This window comes from Methanosarcina sp. (genome assembly GCF_035390745.1).
In the GTDB taxonomy this organism is placed as follows: domain Archaea; phylum Halobacteriota; class Methanosarcinia; order Methanosarcinales; family Methanosarcinaceae; genus Methanosarcina.
On record NZ_DAOOUJ010000037.1, the window covers coordinates 1 to 17536 of the forward strand.

The 17536-nt window shown below is 40.9% G+C and carries 11 protein-coding genes; 7 read left to right on the top strand and 4 right to left on the bottom strand.

Annotation, left to right across the window (positions count from 1 at the left end; translation table 11 throughout):
- On the bottom strand, window positions 1–987 hold a 987-nt coding region (locus tag PLL47_RS09545), incomplete at its 3' end, for a DUF2156 domain-containing protein (RefSeq protein WP_324445965.1).
- A gap of 306 nt (window positions 988–1293) precedes the next feature.
- On the opposite strand from PLL47_RS09545, the gene PLL47_RS09550 reads away from it, so the two are divergent.
- Window positions 1294–1791 carry a GNAT family N-acetyltransferase gene (locus PLL47_RS09550; protein ID WP_324445966.1) on the top strand — a complete coding sequence of 166 codons (498 nt, stop codon included), beginning with the start codon at window positions 1294–1296 and terminating at the stop codon, window positions 1789–1791.
- A gap of 61 nt (window positions 1792–1852) precedes the next feature.
- Here the strand turns inward: PLL47_RS09550 and PLL47_RS09555 are convergent, their stop codons facing one another.
- The 3 genes from PLL47_RS09555 to PLL47_RS09565 form a co-directional block, all read right to left on the bottom strand.
- Complete coding sequence (locus PLL47_RS09555) at window positions 1853–2257, bottom strand: DUF3303 domain-containing protein (RefSeq protein WP_324445967.1); 405 nt, start codon at window positions 2255–2257, stop codon at window positions 1853–1855.
- Window positions 2258–2750: 493 nt separating this feature from the next.
- A complete protein-coding gene (locus tag PLL47_RS09560) occupies window positions 2751–8303 on the bottom strand; it encodes a tetratricopeptide repeat protein (protein WP_324445968.1) in 5553 nt (1850 codons plus the stop codon).
- Between the two features lie 412 nt (window positions 8304–8715).
- Window positions 8716–9009: a macro domain-containing protein gene (locus PLL47_RS09565; protein WP_324445986.1), complete on the bottom strand. Its 294-nt coding sequence runs from the start codon at window positions 9007–9009 to the stop codon at window positions 8716–8718.
- A gap of 40 nt (window positions 9010–9049) precedes the next feature.
- Between PLL47_RS09565 and PLL47_RS09570 the strand changes: the two genes are divergently transcribed.
- The 6 genes from PLL47_RS09570 (at window position 9050) to PLL47_RS09595 (ending at window position 17514) form a co-directional block, all read left to right on the top strand.
- Complete coding sequence (locus PLL47_RS09570; RefSeq protein WP_324445969.1) at window positions 9050–10351, top strand: tyrosine-type recombinase/integrase; 1302 nt, start codon at window positions 9050–9052, stop codon at window positions 10349–10351.
- 480 nt (window positions 10352–10831) lie between these two features.
- Window positions 10832–11572, top strand: coding sequence for a hypothetical protein (locus PLL47_RS09575; RefSeq protein WP_324445970.1), 741 nt, complete (start codon window positions 10832–10834; stop codon window positions 11570–11572).
- A 5-nt stretch (window positions 11573–11577) separates the two neighbouring features.
- Window positions 11578–11748 (top strand): hypothetical protein, encoded by a 171-nt coding sequence (locus PLL47_RS09580; RefSeq protein ID WP_324445971.1) that lies wholly within the window; start codon window positions 11578–11580, stop codon window positions 11746–11748.
- A gap of 289 nt (window positions 11749–12037) precedes the next feature.
- Window positions 12038–12313: a hypothetical protein gene (locus tag PLL47_RS09585; protein ID WP_324445972.1), complete on the top strand. Its 276-nt coding sequence runs from the start codon at window positions 12038–12040 to the stop codon at window positions 12311–12313.
- 353 nt (window positions 12314–12666) lie between these two features.
- Window positions 12667–15771: a phage NrS-1 polymerase family protein gene (locus PLL47_RS09590; protein WP_324445973.1), complete on the top strand. Its 3105-nt coding sequence runs from the start codon at window positions 12667–12669 to the stop codon at window positions 15769–15771.
- A complete protein-coding gene (locus PLL47_RS09595) occupies window positions 15772–17514 on the top strand; it encodes a DNA polymerase (RefSeq protein WP_324445974.1) in 1743 nt (580 codons plus the stop codon).
- The last annotated feature ends 22 nt before the right edge of the window (window positions 17515–17536 follow it).

Here is a 17536-nt window from a genome sequence, read left to right on the forward strand (position 1 = left end):
TCGTGCTCCCGAATCGAAACTCGGGAAGCGAAACAGACCTCGTGCTCCCGAATCGCAATTCGGGAAGCGAAACAGACCTCGTGCTCCCGAATCGCAATTCGGGCTTTTAAGAGAGTATACTTCAACCATATGGTGGGGGTGATACCGCATCTTTGCCTCTCTGAGTCCGCCGACCCCGAGATCGCTCTCCCGGTTGATGTACTCCACTTCTCCCGCAAGAGCCGCCGCCGTTTCTGCATTGATGGCCTTATAAATCCCTTCACAGTCCGGAAGCCCTTTCTCAAAATGGATCAGTGCCGTGTCTGCATTAAGGCGCTCAAATAGTGAAATTGCACCGACTTCCGAATCAACTCTGAGCAGAAAGCCCCTCAGGGGAAGTTCGTTGAAATGCTCAACCGCATAGAATGCTGCTTCTACCTCGTTGGCAAGAACCAGATTTTTGTCGCACCCTTTCCAATCGCGCCATTTTCTCAGGAGTTCCATAACCTCTTCCAGGTTTTCGGATGTGATCGGCTCAACCCTGCTCATGCAGTTCTTCCTGAACCTGTTGAGCTGGCTGCGGATTTTCTGGTATTTCTTGCCGGGAAGTTCTGCAAGGTCTGAAGCCCTGTAGACATACTCAAAGTTATCACGGTCAGGCAGCAGCACCAGGTCTGGCTCGAGCTCATGTATCCAGTTCGCGGTTTCAGGGTCGATGATCATGAGGAGAGTGTCATCGCTTACTTCCAGTGCCAGCCTTATAAGTTCACGCATAAGCTCAGGATTTCGGGGGCCTGTTGGAGAGTGGAACCGGGTAACCCCTTCGATGGTGCACGAAATTATCACATTTCCTTTCACGTATGCATATCTGTAAGGTGTAAAATGGTTCCAGCAGACCATGTTTGTGAATGTGTTGCTGCTGTGGGTTTGCGGGTAAAGTGCATAATGCCGCTCGAAAAATTCCCTGTCAGCAAGCGTGACAGGTTTGAAATCTTCCAGACAGAGCATCAGGAATCTCCTGAAGTTCGTAAATGGAATGTTATTAACGTACAGCACGCGGGTTTACCGGTTTTTATCTCTCCCACCATTTTTTTCATCTACTCCTTCTATAGAGCTTTTTCAGCAGTTATGATAATAGTTATCATCATGTTATGCGTGAAGCGGTTAAGTTCTAGAACCCACATTAAAATATATCTCCAATTTAATAGGGCTTGCGGATTTGATTTTTGAAATCAATTCTGTACAATGTACAGCTTTTTATAGACCTGTCAAGGTTTTTGATTTAGATTTACTGACAAACTAAAAGGAATAAAAATGCCCGAATCCGAGAAAAAACCTGGTTTGAATATTCGCACAGCAGTAAAAGAAGATGTCCCTCTTATTCTCGAATTTGTCAAAGGGATTGCTGAGTTTGAAAACCTCTCTCACCTTGTCACAGCCACGGAAGAAACCCTGAAGGAGTCAATGTTTGGCGAAAAGCGTTATGCTGAGGTTTTCTTTGCAGAACTTGACGGAGTGCCTGCAGGTTTTACTGTCTTTTTCCACAACTTCTCCACCTTTGTAGGAAAACAGGGGCTCTATATCGAAGACATTTTTGTAAAACCCGAATTCCGCGGCAGGGGAATAGGAAAAGCAATGTTTCTTCACTGCGTTAAGCTTGCAAAAGAAAGGAACTGCGGGAGAATGGAATGGGCAGTTCTTGACTGGAACCCTGCAAGAGAATTTTACGAATACTTCGGAGCAGGGGCTGTTGACGGCTGGCATATCTACAGGATGGGTGCAGATAAGTTTGAAAGCGCTCTCGAAAAATAAGTTTGAAAGATTTAGCTTTCAACTTTTTGTGCTCAGGTTCAATATTTTCGATTTTTATGATTCAGGTTGTGTCTTCCTGCTGGATAAAAGAATGGTGTTCCAGGCGCTGGATTCTTTTTTCAATGTTTTCAATTTGTTTCAGGAGTTCTCCAGTAGCCCCTTCACTTTCCCCAGATCCTGTTTCTTTTACTCCACTTTCTTTAGAGAGTTTTTGATACAGCTGCATTAGTTTGTCCATTTTCATGACCGGAATCGTTTCAAACCTGCACAGCCCCATGCAGGGCAGGACTGAAGCTGCATAGGTTTCCTCGTTGTCAGTTTCGTAGATCAAAAACATGCGGTAGCCTGTAAGGTCAAACCATTCTTCAATCACTCTAATGCCCTTCGGGTATTCATAATTCGCATAGAACTCAGCGACTTTTTGCGAGTCTTTAGGCTCCCAGGTTATTATGTCCATGAGCAACATTTCTTGAACCCCCAACTTTAAAACTTATTTATATTCCGTTCTACTGAACTTGAATCTTATAAAACATATTTGGCATATTGTAGTATTTATAGTATTGTTTCTCTTCTAATGCATATATCTTCAGGAATAAATGTTCAGGATAAAATGCTGAAAAGTTTAACCTGAAAGAAGATTTACTTGTTTTTGTTCTGCCTTCCTCTTTCTATTTTTATACTACCGTGTGTCTATGTGCCATGCCATCATGTGACAAGTATTAAATATAATTTCAGCCTATTTTCTACTGCGAAGAGATGCATAATCATATCCTGAAAGCGAACAGACCTGCAGGACCCGCATGAAAACATTTTCGTGCGGGTCGAAATAATTACTGAATTTGTTTTTTTATGAGGGCTGCCGGATAAAACAGCTTGAACACTCTATTATGTTTTATATCTCTTAATGGTTCTTTTCTGGGGATATATGGGTGTATTAAATCCTGAAATTGGATTTTAACTTAAAATAACTCTTCGTCATTTTCAAGGGACTTCAATACCTCAAGTTTTTCCCTCGCATCTGCCATATCCGGGTAAATGCGCAGGATTTCGTCAAAAACCCTTATTGCTTCCCCGAACCGTTCCAGCTTTCCGAGGATAACTCCTCTGTAATTCATGGACTGGACATCCTGGGGGTTTATCCTGAGCAGTTTTTCGAAGGCTTTGAGGGCTTCTTCATATTCCCCGATTTTTGCAAGGGAGATGCCCAGGTACCTGAGGGACTGCTCGTGCCAAGGGTTTACTGCCAGTGCTTCTTTAAATGCCCTGGCTGCGGTCTCGTAGAGTTTCTGTTTAAAGCAGACAACCCCTACATTATAGACTGCTTTTATGTTGTCCGGGTCTTTTTCAAGCACCCTGTCAAAGGCTTTCAGAGCTTCCCTGTACTGGTCAAGCATGCAGAAGACAACCCCTTTGTAATTCATGACATCGAGATTATCAGGAGAAAGCTCAAGGATGCGGTCAAAGTATCCAATGGACTCCTGGACCCGGTTTAATTTTATGAGGGTCGTGGCTGCATTATAAAGAGCTTCTTCATTTCTCGGGTTGAAGAGGGCTGCTTTTTCAAAGGCTTTGAGGGCTTCTTTAGGGTCCTCCAGTTCCAGAAGGCAGAGGCCCAGATAATTGAGGCTTTCAGGGTCTTCAGGGGATTTTTCGAGCAGGATCTCAAAGGTTCTGGCAGCCTCTTCATATTCTTCTAGATTGAAGAGCACAAGAGCCATGTTATAGAGTGCTTCCTCATGTTCAGGCTCGCGTTCAAGGACCATGTCAAACGCCTGCAGGGCTCTTTCATAATCCTGAAGCTCTATACTGGCAATCCCCAGCATATAGCATACTTCGGTATAATCTGGAAAGCCAGGGGCAAAAAGGAGCACTTTTTCCAGATCTCTTGCAGCATCTTCAAATTTGAGGGCCCTGAAACTGGCTACAGCACGGCTGTAAAGGATATCTGCGTTATCGGGGTCCTCTACAAGGGCTGAACTGAAGGCATCCCTGGCTTCTTCGTACCTGCAAAGTGAAAGAAGGGCAAGCCCTTTCTGCTCCCGGGCGACTTTAAGGGCAGGGTTGAGTTCCAGGGCCCTGTCAAAAGCTTCCACTGCCTCCTCATTCTGGTCAAGCCCTCTCATGACAAGGCCGCTTAAGTACCACACATCAGCAGCCATCGGTTTTTTCTCAAGGACCTTTTCAAATGTGTCGCAGGCATCTTCATACTTCTCGGTTTTGAGCTGGGCGAGCCCTATTTTGGTCCAGGCATCTTCCAGTTCAGGGCTACTTATTTTCGGCTCTTCTTCCTGGACAGCCTGTTCAAAGGCTTCAAGGGCTTCTTCGTAATCTTCCTGTGAAAAGAGAACAAGCCCTCTTCCATACCATGCTTTTTTAAAGTCCGGATAATTTTCAGTCAGCTCTGAAAATATCTCAAGGGCTTCTTCCTGCCTTCCAAGTTCAAGAAGTGCTATTCCTCTGTCGTAAAGGGTCTCTTTTGAAGCCGCCCCTTCTTTAGCAAGCTTCTCAAGCGGCAGCAGAGCTTCTTCATGCTTTCCGAGCTCTATCAGAGTGGATGCAAACTTTTTAAGCAGCTCCTGGCAGATCAGAGTATTTTCCGGGCTTTTTTCAGGCTCATTTCCTGTGCTTTCTCCGTTTAAGTTTTCTGCGGAAAGCTCAAGCAGGGAATTTACTGCAGATATGGCTTCTTCCGATCTGCCAAGTTCGAAAAGTGCAAGAGCTCTTTTTTGCAGGATTTCCGGGTCCTGTACTCCTTCGCTAAGGAATTTGTCAAAAGCTTTCACAGCTCCTGCATAGTCTCCAGTTTCATAGCATGAAAGCCCTGTGTAATAATGAATATCCGGCTTCTGGCACCCGATTTCAAGGGCTTTTTCAAATCCTTTCCGGGCTTCGGTGAAGTTGCCGAGCCTGAAAAAGGCAATCCCTTTCAGGTACTGCATGTCTGCCTTCTTCGGGCAGTACTCAAGTGCTGCTTCAAAGGCTTTAGCTGCTTCTTCATACCTGCCAAGTTCAAAGAGGGTATATCCTCTATGTTCAAGGGCATAAGTACAGTCAGGCTTGAGTTTAATGACAAGATCAAAGGCATCAAGAGCTTCCCGGGTTTTTCCAAGGGATTTTAAGGCAACACCCTTCCTGAAGATTACAGTTTTTCTTTCGGGGGTATGGCTGAGAACCTTTTCAAAAATTTCAAGGGCTTCTTCGTAATGCCCCTGCTTGAAACAGGCAGTGCTCAGGTGTGCAAGTGCTTCAGTATTTGCTGCGTCTCTGGCAATAACCTCTTTAAAACCCGATGCAGCTTCCCTGTATTTTCCAAGCCTCAGTAGGGCGAGGCTCTTTTTATATATAAGATCTGTATGGATGGGTTCTGGAATCTTTTCCTTATCAGGAGCTTTCTTAAGAGCCGTTTCAAAAGCCTTCAGAGCGTCTTCAAATTTTCCAAGTTCAAAGTCAGAGTTGCCCAGATGATAGCATATGTCATATGTGTCCCTTAACGCGGGATCAATTTCAAGAGCTTTTTTGAACGCTCTGGCAGCTTCTTCATGCTTCCTGAGTTTTGAACAGGAAAGTCCTGTAAAGTACCAGCCTTCTGCAAACTCCGGGTCCTGCTCAGTAAGCTTTGAAAATGCTTCAAATGCCTTTTCGTAGGCTTCCTGCTGGATAAACACAAGCCCTTTCCAGTAAAGTACAGAACTGGATTCTTGAGAGTCCTGGGCTTTCTCACCTGTTTCTTCAACTTTCTCTCTTACTTTCTCATTTACTCCTTCAAAAAGGGAAAGAGCTTCTCCATAATGACCAAGCTTGAAATATTCAATCCCTAACCTGAACTTTGCCTCTTCTAGCAGTGATTTCACGTTTTCCCCTTCAGGTTCGGGCAGATTTGATAGGGCTTCGACTGCTTCTTTATACTTCTTCAATTCAAAGAGGCAAATTGCTCTGCTTTTCAGGGCTGAAAGATTTTCCGGGTCTTTTTCCAGCACAGCTTCAAAAGCTTCGAGAGCAGTTTCATACTGCCGGGTTTCGAAAAGACACTTTGCCCTGTATTCAAAGGCTGTATGCAGTTCCGGATTAAGGCGGGCAGCCGATTCAAATGCCCTTGCCGCTTCTTCATACCTTTTCAGACTGTAAAGCATCAGTCCTTTGTAGTACCAGGTCGTATCGGAGTCGGGTTTTTTCTCAAGTACTTTTTCAAAGGTTTCCAGGGCGGATGCGCATTCTCCAAGTTTTATCTGGGCAAAACCTTTGAGTATCCCTGCATCTTCATAATCCTCATCCTTTGCAATCACTTCATCGAAAGCCTTTAAAGCATCCTCAAAGTTTTCCAGCTTCAGGAGGGCAAGCCCTTTCCTGTACCAGGCTTCCCTTGATCCGGGTTTTTCAGCCAGTATCTTTTCGAATGCCTGCAGGGCAGATTCATGCTTTCCAAGCTCCATTGCAAGCCTTCCTCTCCTGCACTGGATCTCCAGGTCATCCGGGTGCTTTTCAGCAAGTTTTTCAAAGGTTTCCAGGGATTTTTCATATTCCCCAAGTTCCATTAATGCCACTCCCAGGCTGTAGGAAAGGTCGGGATAATCAGGGCTGAGGGAAACTACTTTTTCAAGATACTCAAGTGCAGCTTCTTTTCTTCCAAGCCTTAGCAGGGATATTCCCCGGTTGTAGAGAGAATCGATGTCCTCAGGATTTACTTTAAGGACTTCTGCAAAGGCTTCTTCGGCTTTTTCGTATTCTTCTGAGGCAAAAAGCAAAAGCCCTTTATTCTTCCATGCATCCTCAAAGTCAGGTCTGAGTTTTATTGCTTCTTCAAAGGCTTCAAGGGCTTCTTCGGTTTTTCCAAGTTTTCCGAGCACTATTCCTTTCTTGTTCCAGCTCTTCTCCAGATAGGGATTCAGCCGCAGGCCTTCCTTAAATGCTTCCAGAGCTTCTTCATAGCGCTCCAGGGAATAGAGGGCAAAGCCTTTGTTCATCCAGCAGATTTCATCATCAGGCTTCAATTTTGCGGCATTTTCAAAAGCTTCAAGGGCAGGCTCAAATTTCTCCATCTCCAGAAAGATGATTCCTTTTTGAAGCCACAGGTTATTATTTTCAGGGTCCTTTTCCAGGCTTTTCGTAAGGGGTTCAAGGGCTTCTTCAAAACGCCCGAGCCCTGCAAGCACCGTACCCCTGAGTTTCTGGGCTTCGGCAGACTCAGGCTCGTATTCAAGCAGTTTTTCAAAGGCTTTGAGGGCTTCTTCGTATTTTCCTGTACTTGCAAGGAGCCGCCCCTGCTGGAGCCACGCGTCCGTATTTGCAGGCTCAAGCTCAGTAACACGGGCAAAGGACCGGGCAGCTTCTTCATAGTTCTTCAGCTTCAAAAGAGCAAGCGCCCTGTTGTACCATATATCTTTCATGTCAGGATAGATTTTAAGCATGGAATCAAAAGCTTCAAGGGCTTCTTCGTAGACCTGAAGTTTCATGAGTGCGAAACACTTGCAGTTCCAGGCTTCAAAATAAGCAGGATCAAGCCGAATGGCTTCTTCAAAAGCTTTTATGGCTTCGTTAAGCCTGAGAAGCTGTACAAGAGCAAAACCTTTCCTGAACCAGGCATCTTTGCGTCTGGAGTTAAGTTTCAGTACTTTTGAAAAGGTTTTTTCTGCTTCTTCATATCTTGAAAGTTCGCTTAAGAGAATTCCTTTGTGATAAAGTGCAGCTTCATTTGAAGGGAATTTCTTTAAGAAATCTTCGAGAGCTTCGAGAGCTTCTTCTTTTTTCCCTAACTTTGCAAGAACAAGGCATTTCTGTTCCAGTGCATTTATATTTCTTGGATTTTCCCTTATCAGAGAATCAAAACATTCGAGAGCATTTTCATATTTTTCAAGCTTTGTAAAGATAAGGCCTTTTGCGTAGCAGGCTTCCGAATCTTTTGGGTTAATTTCAAGTGCACGCCCGAAATTATCCAGAGCTTCTTCGTACCTTTCTGTCTTTCCGGCTACTGTCCCCATTGCGCGCCAGGCGGCTGTATATTCAGGCTTGAGTTCAAGAACTTTTTCAAAGCAAAGGATGGAAGCTTCATTTCTGTTTATTTCGGCAAACGCAAGCCCTCTCATATACCAGATTTCAGGGTCATCCGGAGATATTTCAAGGGCACTTTCGTAGGCATCAAGTGCTTCTTCAAATTTCTCGAGAGCTGCAAGACAAATTCCTTTTTTGTACAGGGCATCGGAGTTCCCGGGTTCGAGCTGCAGGACTTCATTAAACGAATTGAGGGCTTCCTGGGGTTTTTCAGTTTCAAGGAGAACAAGCCCCCTGTTAAAAAGGGCCCCTGTATGTCCCGGGTCTTTATCCAGAATTTTATTGAATGTGTTAACGGCTTTTTCGTATTTTTTGTGTTTTACCAGGTCAAGGCCTCTCTGAAAGGCTTCGTCGTGCACGATAATAATTCCTCCGATTTTCCCTTTTTTGCAATATGATCCTGCAGGCTCATTTGAGTTATATTTGAGTTCGATTACTTCTTTCCGTTTGGTGTGTATCTTTTTCACGAGAGTTTTATCTCAATAAACTGCGCGCCAGTGATATGTTGAAAACTGTACTGATAAATGTTACTTATATGTGATGCCGATTATGCTGCCGATAAATATTATACTGATAATTGTTTGCCGATAAACCTGTATTCTATATTTTTATATTTTACTTGTATTTTTTAATTTTATTTTCGTTTTTCTTGCGGGCCATTACTGGATATCTGGAATTTGCTATCATATTTGTTATCATTATAATTTTTATTTAGAACCTATTTTTCTAACATACTATATAAAGAATCTCCCATAAGTGTGAGTGGGAGAAAACTTTCAAAATTTGCTCTGCTCTTTGTTTACTCTGTATTTAAGCTGCTTTTCTAAAAATGGTTTACATTAATGGGGTATATGAAAAGATACTTCAATTATAAATTTGTTATAAGTTTTCTTCAAGGGCTTTTTTGAAGCTTTTACAGCTGTCTTTATTATAGCAGACAAGAAAAACAGTTTCAGGCAGCTCATTTTTCTCGAGAAACTCTTTTATCTGATAAACTGCAATCTCCGCAGCTCTTTCGGAAGGAAAACCGTATGCTCCTGTGCTTATGGCTGGAAAAGCAATTGTTTTTATTCTGTAGTCTCTGGCAAGCTCAAGGCTTTTCCTGTAGCAGGAAGCCAGAAGTTCATCCTCTCCTTTTTCTCCCTCTTTCCAGACAGGACCAACTGATTTTATCTATTAGGCTATACATTACCTTTACAGGGAGAAATTTTTTATGAAGATAGTAGAGTTATTAAAGGACAGTAAAATAAAAGTGTGGATGGCTGAGTATAAAAACAAACCCAATACTCAAAGAATTTACCTGCAGGGAATGAGGGCATACACGGACTATACGCATAAATCCCCTACGCAACTAATTGACGAGGCTAAAGCAGATATCCGCGCAGGTAAGCTGATGGATGAAAGGGCTATTTTTGAAGAGTTTACTTTATTTAATGAATCTTTAATTGATGCGGGACTTGCACCCAAAACCAGGGCGTCACATGTGACAGGTGTGAAATCATTCTTTATGAAATATTACATAGACATGCCGCGACTAAGAAATGATAAGAAAATAAAATCCTTAGAGAAAAACAAAAGGGTCCCTTCTAAAGAAGATCTACAAGCCGTTTTATCTGTGTCCTCTCCGCTTGAAAAATGTCTGGTTCTGGTTGGTTGCACAAGTGGACTTAGCGCAGAAGAAGTACGTAACCTTACATTAGAAGAATATTTTTCTGGTTATGATGAAAATGATGAGATCTGTACTTTACCACTTCGTAGAACAAAAACCGAGGTTGATTTTATCACATTTTTACCAAAAGAAACAACCAGAGCTATTAATTCATATTTGCAGTACAGAGAAAGGGAATTAAAAGCAAACAATGTTGTAAAAGAGCGTAGCTTGAAAAAGCAAAGGATCACACGAAATAGTAAGGGAGAAGCAACCGGATACCTGTTTATTAGAGAACATGTTCCAAATAAGTATAATGAAACAAAAAACGAGGAACTAAGACAGGTTACACACAATAGTTATATGAAAATATTCCAGCAAATTTCTAACAAGGCACAGAAGAACACTGCTTACGGAGATTGGAATCTAATTAGATCCCATAATTTAAGACGCTATTTTTATTCAGCTTTAATAAATGCAGGTGCTGATATTTTCACAGTGGATTTTCTATCTGGTCATGCAATACCAGAATCACAGTTTGCCTATATCGTTGCAGATCCTAAAAAGCTAAAAGAGAAGTATAAAAAATATACTGCATACCTAACTATTCAAAAAGACTTAGATATCTCAACCAGTCCGGAGTACCAGGCAGCCATTGATAGAGCAGAGAAAGCGGAAGCTGAGGCTGTAAGGGTATCTGTGGAACGTGCCGAACTACAAAAGCTTAAAGGTGATATTGAGGAGCTCTATAGAAGGTTAAAAAACACTCCCGAAGGTTTTGATCTGGCCGCGCCAATTATGCACAAACTACACCCGAAAAAGCTGCTGTTGTTGCCGGACGATGGGAGAGAATCAGAAGAACCTTGATTTCCCAAACTGGAAATAAATACATGCAGTACTATATTTAAAATACTATATATTTATAATAAACGTTGGTAGACGCTCTACATATATGTCACGATTTGCAATTTTTTAATGCCTTGACTGGTAGATGAATAATATATTAAAAATTCTATTGAACAGTTGTAGGCATATTAAAATACTTTTTCTACAAAACGGATAATATAAATTCAGGATAGCTAAAAATATGATTTAAGTCCATATTTTAAAATCACCATCGGTTGATATTCATTCATTTTTTAAAAATAGTATTCCATTCTAGCAACTGTATATAAACTTAATGGTTTTTGATCTAAGTAAACACGATAATCGCAATTAGTCTAACATGTGTAACATAGTAATAACACATAGCCAACATAAACGTAACGCTTATATACTCAGAGTGTGTATATAGTCGTGGAGTTTTAAGGGATTCTGCCCCAAGTAGAATAAGGAGTGTGAAAATATATGGAACTGATAATTGACGAAAAAATAAGGGATTTACTTCCCCCAATGACCGATGACGAATATAGAGGATTGGAACACAGTATCTTATGTGATGGATTTGACGCCGCGTTCCCAGTTATAGTATGGAAGGGAAAAGGCATTTTAGTTGATGGGTATGCAAGGGTTGAAATCTGTAACCAATATGGTATAGATTTCACATCAATCGAACACGAATTTATGTCTGAACACGATGTTTACATTTTTAGATTAGACAGTCAGTTAAACAGGAAATCTTTGAATAAAAAGAGCCGGGCATATTTAGTTGGTAAAAAATACTTAATGTTTGGGGAAGAACATACCGATATTTATAAACTGAGATGGATCTGGACAATTAAGAAATGTATTAAGGAAACAAATAAAGAAATATCAGACCTGTCACAAGGCATTAAAAAAATAACCGACGATATGGAAGATCACCCGGACGCATACACTTTAGAGGATATGGATAGAATTATTGAAAAGCAACCCGAACAGCGCGAGAAAATGGAAGCACTTTTTAAAAGATTGTCTGAATTATGTGATATGTGGGATAAGGTGTCTAAAATAAATGACACCGAGATTAATACAACTGTGCATGAACCTAAAATTAAAGCCGACATACCAAAAACTGAACCTGTACCAGCACAGGACCTAAAGTCACAGCTTGAGGTAATGAAATTAGCCAGACAAAAGAAAGCAGGTAAACAGAAAACCAAAAGGTGATCTTCGTGAGTGAGGCAACAATTAAAAAAGAAAATGGTAAGCTGTTAAAAAAGAAGGTTTGTCCAGTATGTAAAAACGAATTCTTTTCAAATCGGGATGATGCGGTTTTCTGTGACAAGGCATGCAGGCAACACGCATACAGACAAAGGTTAAAACAAGATAAAATAGAGGTTTAATAGCCTCTTAAATTTTATTCCTGATGACTGAAGTGAGCCAGAAGAACCTTAATTTTTTTCTCTTTTAGTACTGCTATTTTTCATCAATACTCAGGTCTATTAATATATGTTCGAATCTTATACTATAATTGTAACACTGAAACCTGAAAACTACTCTTTTTGAATTCCTTTTCTTAGCTTTGGCTTTATCCTAGCAAAAGCTTTAAATAGAAAGAAAGACATACTTATACTTGTTAGTGGAAGGACTAAATATGGACTACTAACAAACATAGATATTGGGGGATAAAAAATGTCAGTCAAAGCTACAAAAGAAAAGATAGCCTTAATGGTTTATGTCACGCCAGAGACCTACGAAGAAATTGATAGAAATCGTGGGACTCTTAAAAAATCAACCTACACAGCAATGGTGTTGGAAGAGATATTCAATCCAGAGAAAGCTGTAAAACTTTGCTTGTTTGACGACTTAGAAGCAGAGGACAAACATATGATGGAAACACCTGCCAGAAAAATATTTGGATCAGGGCCAGAAGAAGACAATGACACATACAGGCGTTTGAAAGAATAAAGGTGGTCAGAATGTCAACTGACACAGAAAAAGAATTAAGAGCAGACCAAAGTCTGCAGAATGCCGCCTCACCAAGCTTGTATCCTGCAGACCTTGAACTAACACACAAAATGTATGTCAGGGCGTGAAAAAGATGGATAATCCTGTATATAATAATGACTGCAAAGTATATAAAACTAACTCGACTGACTGTATATCTTCGCTCGTAATTGAAATTATCAATTTAATTACGGCAGATATGCAGATCTGTGATTCTAACTCCTGTCTGAATAATGGTGGTAGTATCACAGAGAGTGATCCAAGCAACTGGACAACTTTCGCCAGGGCAGTGAAACCGAAGAGACTAACGAAGAATGAAAGAAAAACGTTTAGTCTTGACTGTCGCAACTGTTCTGAAAAATGTGATATTGAATGCCTTGAAGCACGGGAAAACAGTGTTTTCATGCTTGAAGCTTTCCGGGGTGAGTGATGTGTTCACTTTTGAAAATGTTCCCCAAGAGATGAAAGCATTGAATCAGTGGGTATGTTGGAAATTTAAAGAAACCACTGAAAAGGACGGGACAGTTAAAAAGAGAAAGATTCCGTGTAAAACAAACGGTATCTATGCCTCTTCCATAAATGTGAGTACGTGGACAACCTTTGATAAAGCTGTTTCAGCAGTCGAAGAGGGTAAAAGAGTTGATGGCATAGGGTTTGTGTTTACCGATGAAAGCGGAATTGTAGGAGTTGACTTTGACCACATCATAGAGAACGGTGTTTTTACCCCAGATTCACTTGAGGAAGTTAAATCACTGAACTCTTACTCTGAAATTTCCCCAAGCGGTACGGGAGTACATGTTTACATCTTCGGGGAAAAAGAGGGAGAACAGTGTAAATTTAAACTACCTGATAAAACAGATAGAGAAGTTTACAATAATAAAAGATTCTTCACAGTTACCGGACAGACTTTAAACTGTTCTTCGACTGTGAACAAATCCCAGGAAGCTTTGAATGTGCTTTGTGCAAAGTGGGAGCTTCTTGATACCACACGCAAAGAAGCACAAGCGGAAGAAAGAAACGAGACATTAAAAAGCACAGGTGTAGAGTGTCTTACGTCACCTGAAATGAATGATGAGGAAATATTAAAGATTTGCAGACGTGCTAAGAACAAAGATAAGTTCAAAAAGCTGTTTGCAGGAGACATCTCTGAGTATAATAACGATGCTAGCGCAGCAGATCAGGCATTCTGTAACATACTCGCTTTCTATACCCAAAAACCCGAACAAATTGATAGAATATTCAGACAGTCTAAACTCATGAGGGATAAATGGGAAAGGGAAGATTACAGAGAATGGACAGTCACAACAGCCATAGACTCACACAGTGAATACTATCAGAAAAATAACAGCAAGAAAAAAGAAAAAATCACTGTTCTAGTGCCTGAAGAACTCACTACCATACTTAAAAAAGCTGAAGAAGATGGAATCACGGGTGTTCCTAACTGCTTAAAATGGATTGCAGAAAACAGTGAGGCACTTTTTACTCTGCCTAGATGTCTTCTGTTAAAAGAGATTATAGACGCCAGAGCAGGCATATTTGAAATGCCCGAAGTTATAAAAGATATAGGAAGAGTCTTTAAACTGGAAACAGAGAATCTCGAAATAATCTACGACAGAGTGAACACCATAAACTGTGAGTATCACAAAGAAAAGAAGAGAATTGAGCTTACAATTGCAAGGATAAACACTTACCCTGAAATTATGAGATCCAGGGCAGAACAGGAACTTCTAACAGGGGATCCGTACAAGTTTAACCTTGATACTTGGAAAAGAAGACACATAGGAGATGAAGTAGTCGGTCAAACTCTTATTGCTTGTGCCGGCAGCACGTTTATTGTAGGAAAGAACGCGGGACTGCATTTTAAGCCAAGCGGTGAGAGCGGAAAAGGTAAAACTTCAGGTGTTGACACCTTCCTCGATCAACTTCCACCATCTATGATTATTCGTGGTGGACTGTCTGACAAATACATTTATTACGGCGATGATATCAACGCCGGAAGTATCTGCTTTGTTGATGATAGGGACCTCTCAGACAACCTTAAAGAAGTTGTAAAGAACTCAATTTCAAATTTCCAGAAACCAGAGTTTCACAGGACTGTGATAAATGGGACTCCTAAGAAATTTAGGGCATCCCCAAGAACATCATGGATATTTGCCTCTGTTGACGGCTTTGATGATGAACAGATTGATAACAGGTTCCTCAAAGCAGATGTAGACTCAACACATGAGCAGGATGAAAAGGTTGCAGAATTCCAGAGAAAGGGGGAGTTCTCTGACATACTTACATCTGATAATGAAGACCTTGAAGTTTGCAAGTGCATGTTTGACATACTAAGTTTGTTCACTTATGATATCAGAGTTCCTTATGCAGAAGCAATAATCTGGAATCATGTAAAGAACAGACGCAACCAGCCAAAGTTTATTGACATAATCAGATCTGTGTGTCTCTATAAAATTTACCAGAGAGAATGTGTTTCTGGTTGCTTCCTTGCAAATATGGAAGACTACACACAGGCTGTGGAGATTTACAAAGGGACTGCTACACAGAACAACATCAACCTTACAGCACAAGAACAGAAAGTTCTCAATGTGTTTATTACACAAAATAAGGCCGTAGGCTACTACAAAAACCCTCTAAAGACGGCTGCAGCTAGAATGGATATTGAGGAACTCATGGACGCCACAGGATTTAAAAGGTCCAGGTTGGTCCAGATCCTTGAGGGCAGAAGGGACAGAAACACGTATGGAATGTTTGACAAAGTTGATCAGCTTTATAAGGAAGAAAGCGAGACCGGAAGGAAAACGCTTTATTTCTACAAAGGAAACGTTGATTTTTCCACCTTTGAAAGATTTACAAGCATAAAATCCACAGAGGATGTGGAAAAACTTACTGAAAATATAAAGCGGCAACTTCAATCAACAACAGCCTCAACTGTTACCATCGAAAACGATATCAGGAGTCGTATTATTTCCAACTGTTACCATCTGTTACCAAGTGTTACCAAGCAAATGGTAACAGTTAAATCAACATCAGTATCCTCGAAAGGTGTACTAATATACAATACTGTTACCACTTTCTCGGAAAAGAGAGAGACACAAAATTTCTGTGTTTCAGAATTTGACCGGCACTCAACTTCCGGTCAAAACACACAAAATGAAAATTTCTCTTTGTGTGGCTCAAAAACCCGAGATTTTGGTAACAGTACCGTAAATCAGGACAAAAAAGTGTCCTCCGATAACGAAAATACCTGTTACCACACTATGGTAACAGTTGGTAACAGTTGGTGTCAGTCAGAAATCGACAAATCTACTGATAGTGATTTACTGTTACCAGTATCAGCAAACACTGACAAAGTAGGTGTTGGTAAGGTAGTTTCAGCCGATGAGGCTTTCAAATTGTTTGATGAAGAGGTGGCTTAAATGGTGACTTTCTTTGTTGACATTGAAACCGACAACTCAAAAGATTTAGGGCTTGATCCTTACAGATCTGAGATAGTAACTTTTCAGATCATGACAGGGTCAAAGAACCCTCTTGTGATTCAGGACATAGAAGGAATTAAAAAGTACAAGGATAGGCTAGAATCAAGCCTTGTAGTAGGACACAACATAAAGTTTGAATGTAAGTTCCTAAAGCATCATTTAGGCATAACATTGAAAAATGTTTATGATACGATGGTTGCAGAGCACGTACTAACCTGCGGAGCTTCAGGGCTTACTTCATTGAAAAGCTTGGTCCTCAAATACTGTGGGATCAATCTTGACAAAGGAATGCAAACATCCTTTGCAAAAGGTAAGGAACTGTCACAGGCTCAGGTTGAATATGCAGTTCAGGACATCTTGTATCTTCCAGAGATAATGAATCAGCAGATGGCAAAGATAAAGCTGCTCGGCCTTGAGAATATATTGGACATAGAAATGAAGTGCATACCCGCAGTAGCCTGGATGGAGCTATCAGGAATGAATATAGACCTAAATCTTTTAAAAGAGATTGAGGAAAGAGTCAGGAAGGAGAACGAAGATAAAATAAAGAAATTGTCTGAAAAATTCTGTGTTAAGGAAGCAACAACACAGCAAACACTCACGGGGGATGAAATACAAAATAAAATTAATATTAAATCATCCACACAATTGTTAAAAGCACTTCAAAGCAAAGGTTACAATCTGGAAAGCACAGGTAAGAAAGCGTTCTTAAAATACAAAGGTGATCCGCTTATCACAGAAATTGAGCAGTTTAGGGCAACTGAAAAGCTGCTAAGCAGCTTCATAGATCCCATACTTGGGACAGGTAAGACAGGTGAATCCTTTGTAAATCCTGTAACTGGCAGGGTACATGCTAATTTCAATCAGTGTGGTGCTCTGTCTGGCCGGTTCTCCTGTGAAGATCCAAACCTACAGCAACAACCAAGCAAGGCAGATAAGAAATGGAGAGAAATATATAAAGCCTCTAAAGGATGTAAGATAGTAGCGGCTGACTATTCACAGGAAGAGCTTAGGATTATAGGGCAACTCTCCGGTGATCCCGGGTACATAAAAGCCTATAAAGAGAATCTGGACCTTCACAAACAGACTGCAGCTACAATGTTTAACACGCCTTTAGAAATGGTGACCAAGACACAACGTACTATGGCAAAGTCAATAAACTTTGGACTAAACTATGGTATGGGTGCAGAGTCCTTAAAATCGAAGCTTAAAGAGGATGCAGGTGTTGATGTTACTGTAGATGAGGCAGAAAGGTTAAAGAAAGCTTTCCAGAGAATGTATCCAAAAGTTACCAGCTACTTGCATGATGCAGGAGAAAGAGGTTTTGAAACTGGCTTTGTGGATACTCTGGCAGGCAGGAAGTGTAACACAAAAGCAATGCCTAAGAATAAACAGTTAGAAGAATACACAATCAGAAACAGGGGAAAGAATTTACCAGTTCAAGGTTTGGGAGCAGACATATTAAAAACTGCTATGGGAAATCTGTTTCTGGTGTTGGAACCAAAGGGTGTAAAACTGATAAATGCTGTGCATGATGAGCTTGTCTTTGAGTGCAAGGCCGAAGATGCTGAAGAAGTGGCAGCAACTGTGAAGGCAGAAATGGAAAGGGTAGAAAGCCTTTACCTGACAGCATTACCTTCTCAATGTGATGTCACCATTGCAGACTATTGGAAGAAGGATTAAACCTTCTTTTTTAAATTTAGAA

Excerpts from the sequence above, each read along its gene's own strand:
- PLL47_RS09585 (WP_324445972.1), top strand. The coding sequence starts at position 12,038 with ATGTCAGTCAAAGCTACAAAAGAAAAGATAGCCTTAATGGTTTATGTC.
- PLL47_RS09555 (WP_324445967.1), bottom strand. The coding sequence starts at position 2,257 with ATGTTGCTCATGGACATAATAACCTGGGAGCCTAAAGACTCGCAAAAA.
- PLL47_RS09575 (WP_324445970.1), top strand. The coding sequence starts at position 10,832 with ATGGAACTGATAATTGACGAAAAAATAAGGGATTTACTTCCCCCAATG.
- PLL47_RS09595 (WP_324445974.1), top strand. The coding sequence starts at position 15,772 with ATGGTGACTTTCTTTGTTGACATTGAAACCGACAACTCAAAAGATTTA.
- PLL47_RS09550 (WP_324445966.1), top strand. The coding sequence starts at position 1,294 with ATGCCCGAATCCGAGAAAAAACCTGGTTTGAATATTCGCACAGCAGTA.
- PLL47_RS09590 (WP_324445973.1), top strand. The coding sequence starts at position 12,667 with ATGAAAGAAAAACGTTTAGTCTTGACTGTCGCAACTGTTCTGAAAAAT.
- PLL47_RS09570 (WP_324445969.1), top strand. The coding sequence starts at position 9,050 with ATGAAGATAGTAGAGTTATTAAAGGACAGTAAAATAAAAGTGTGGATG.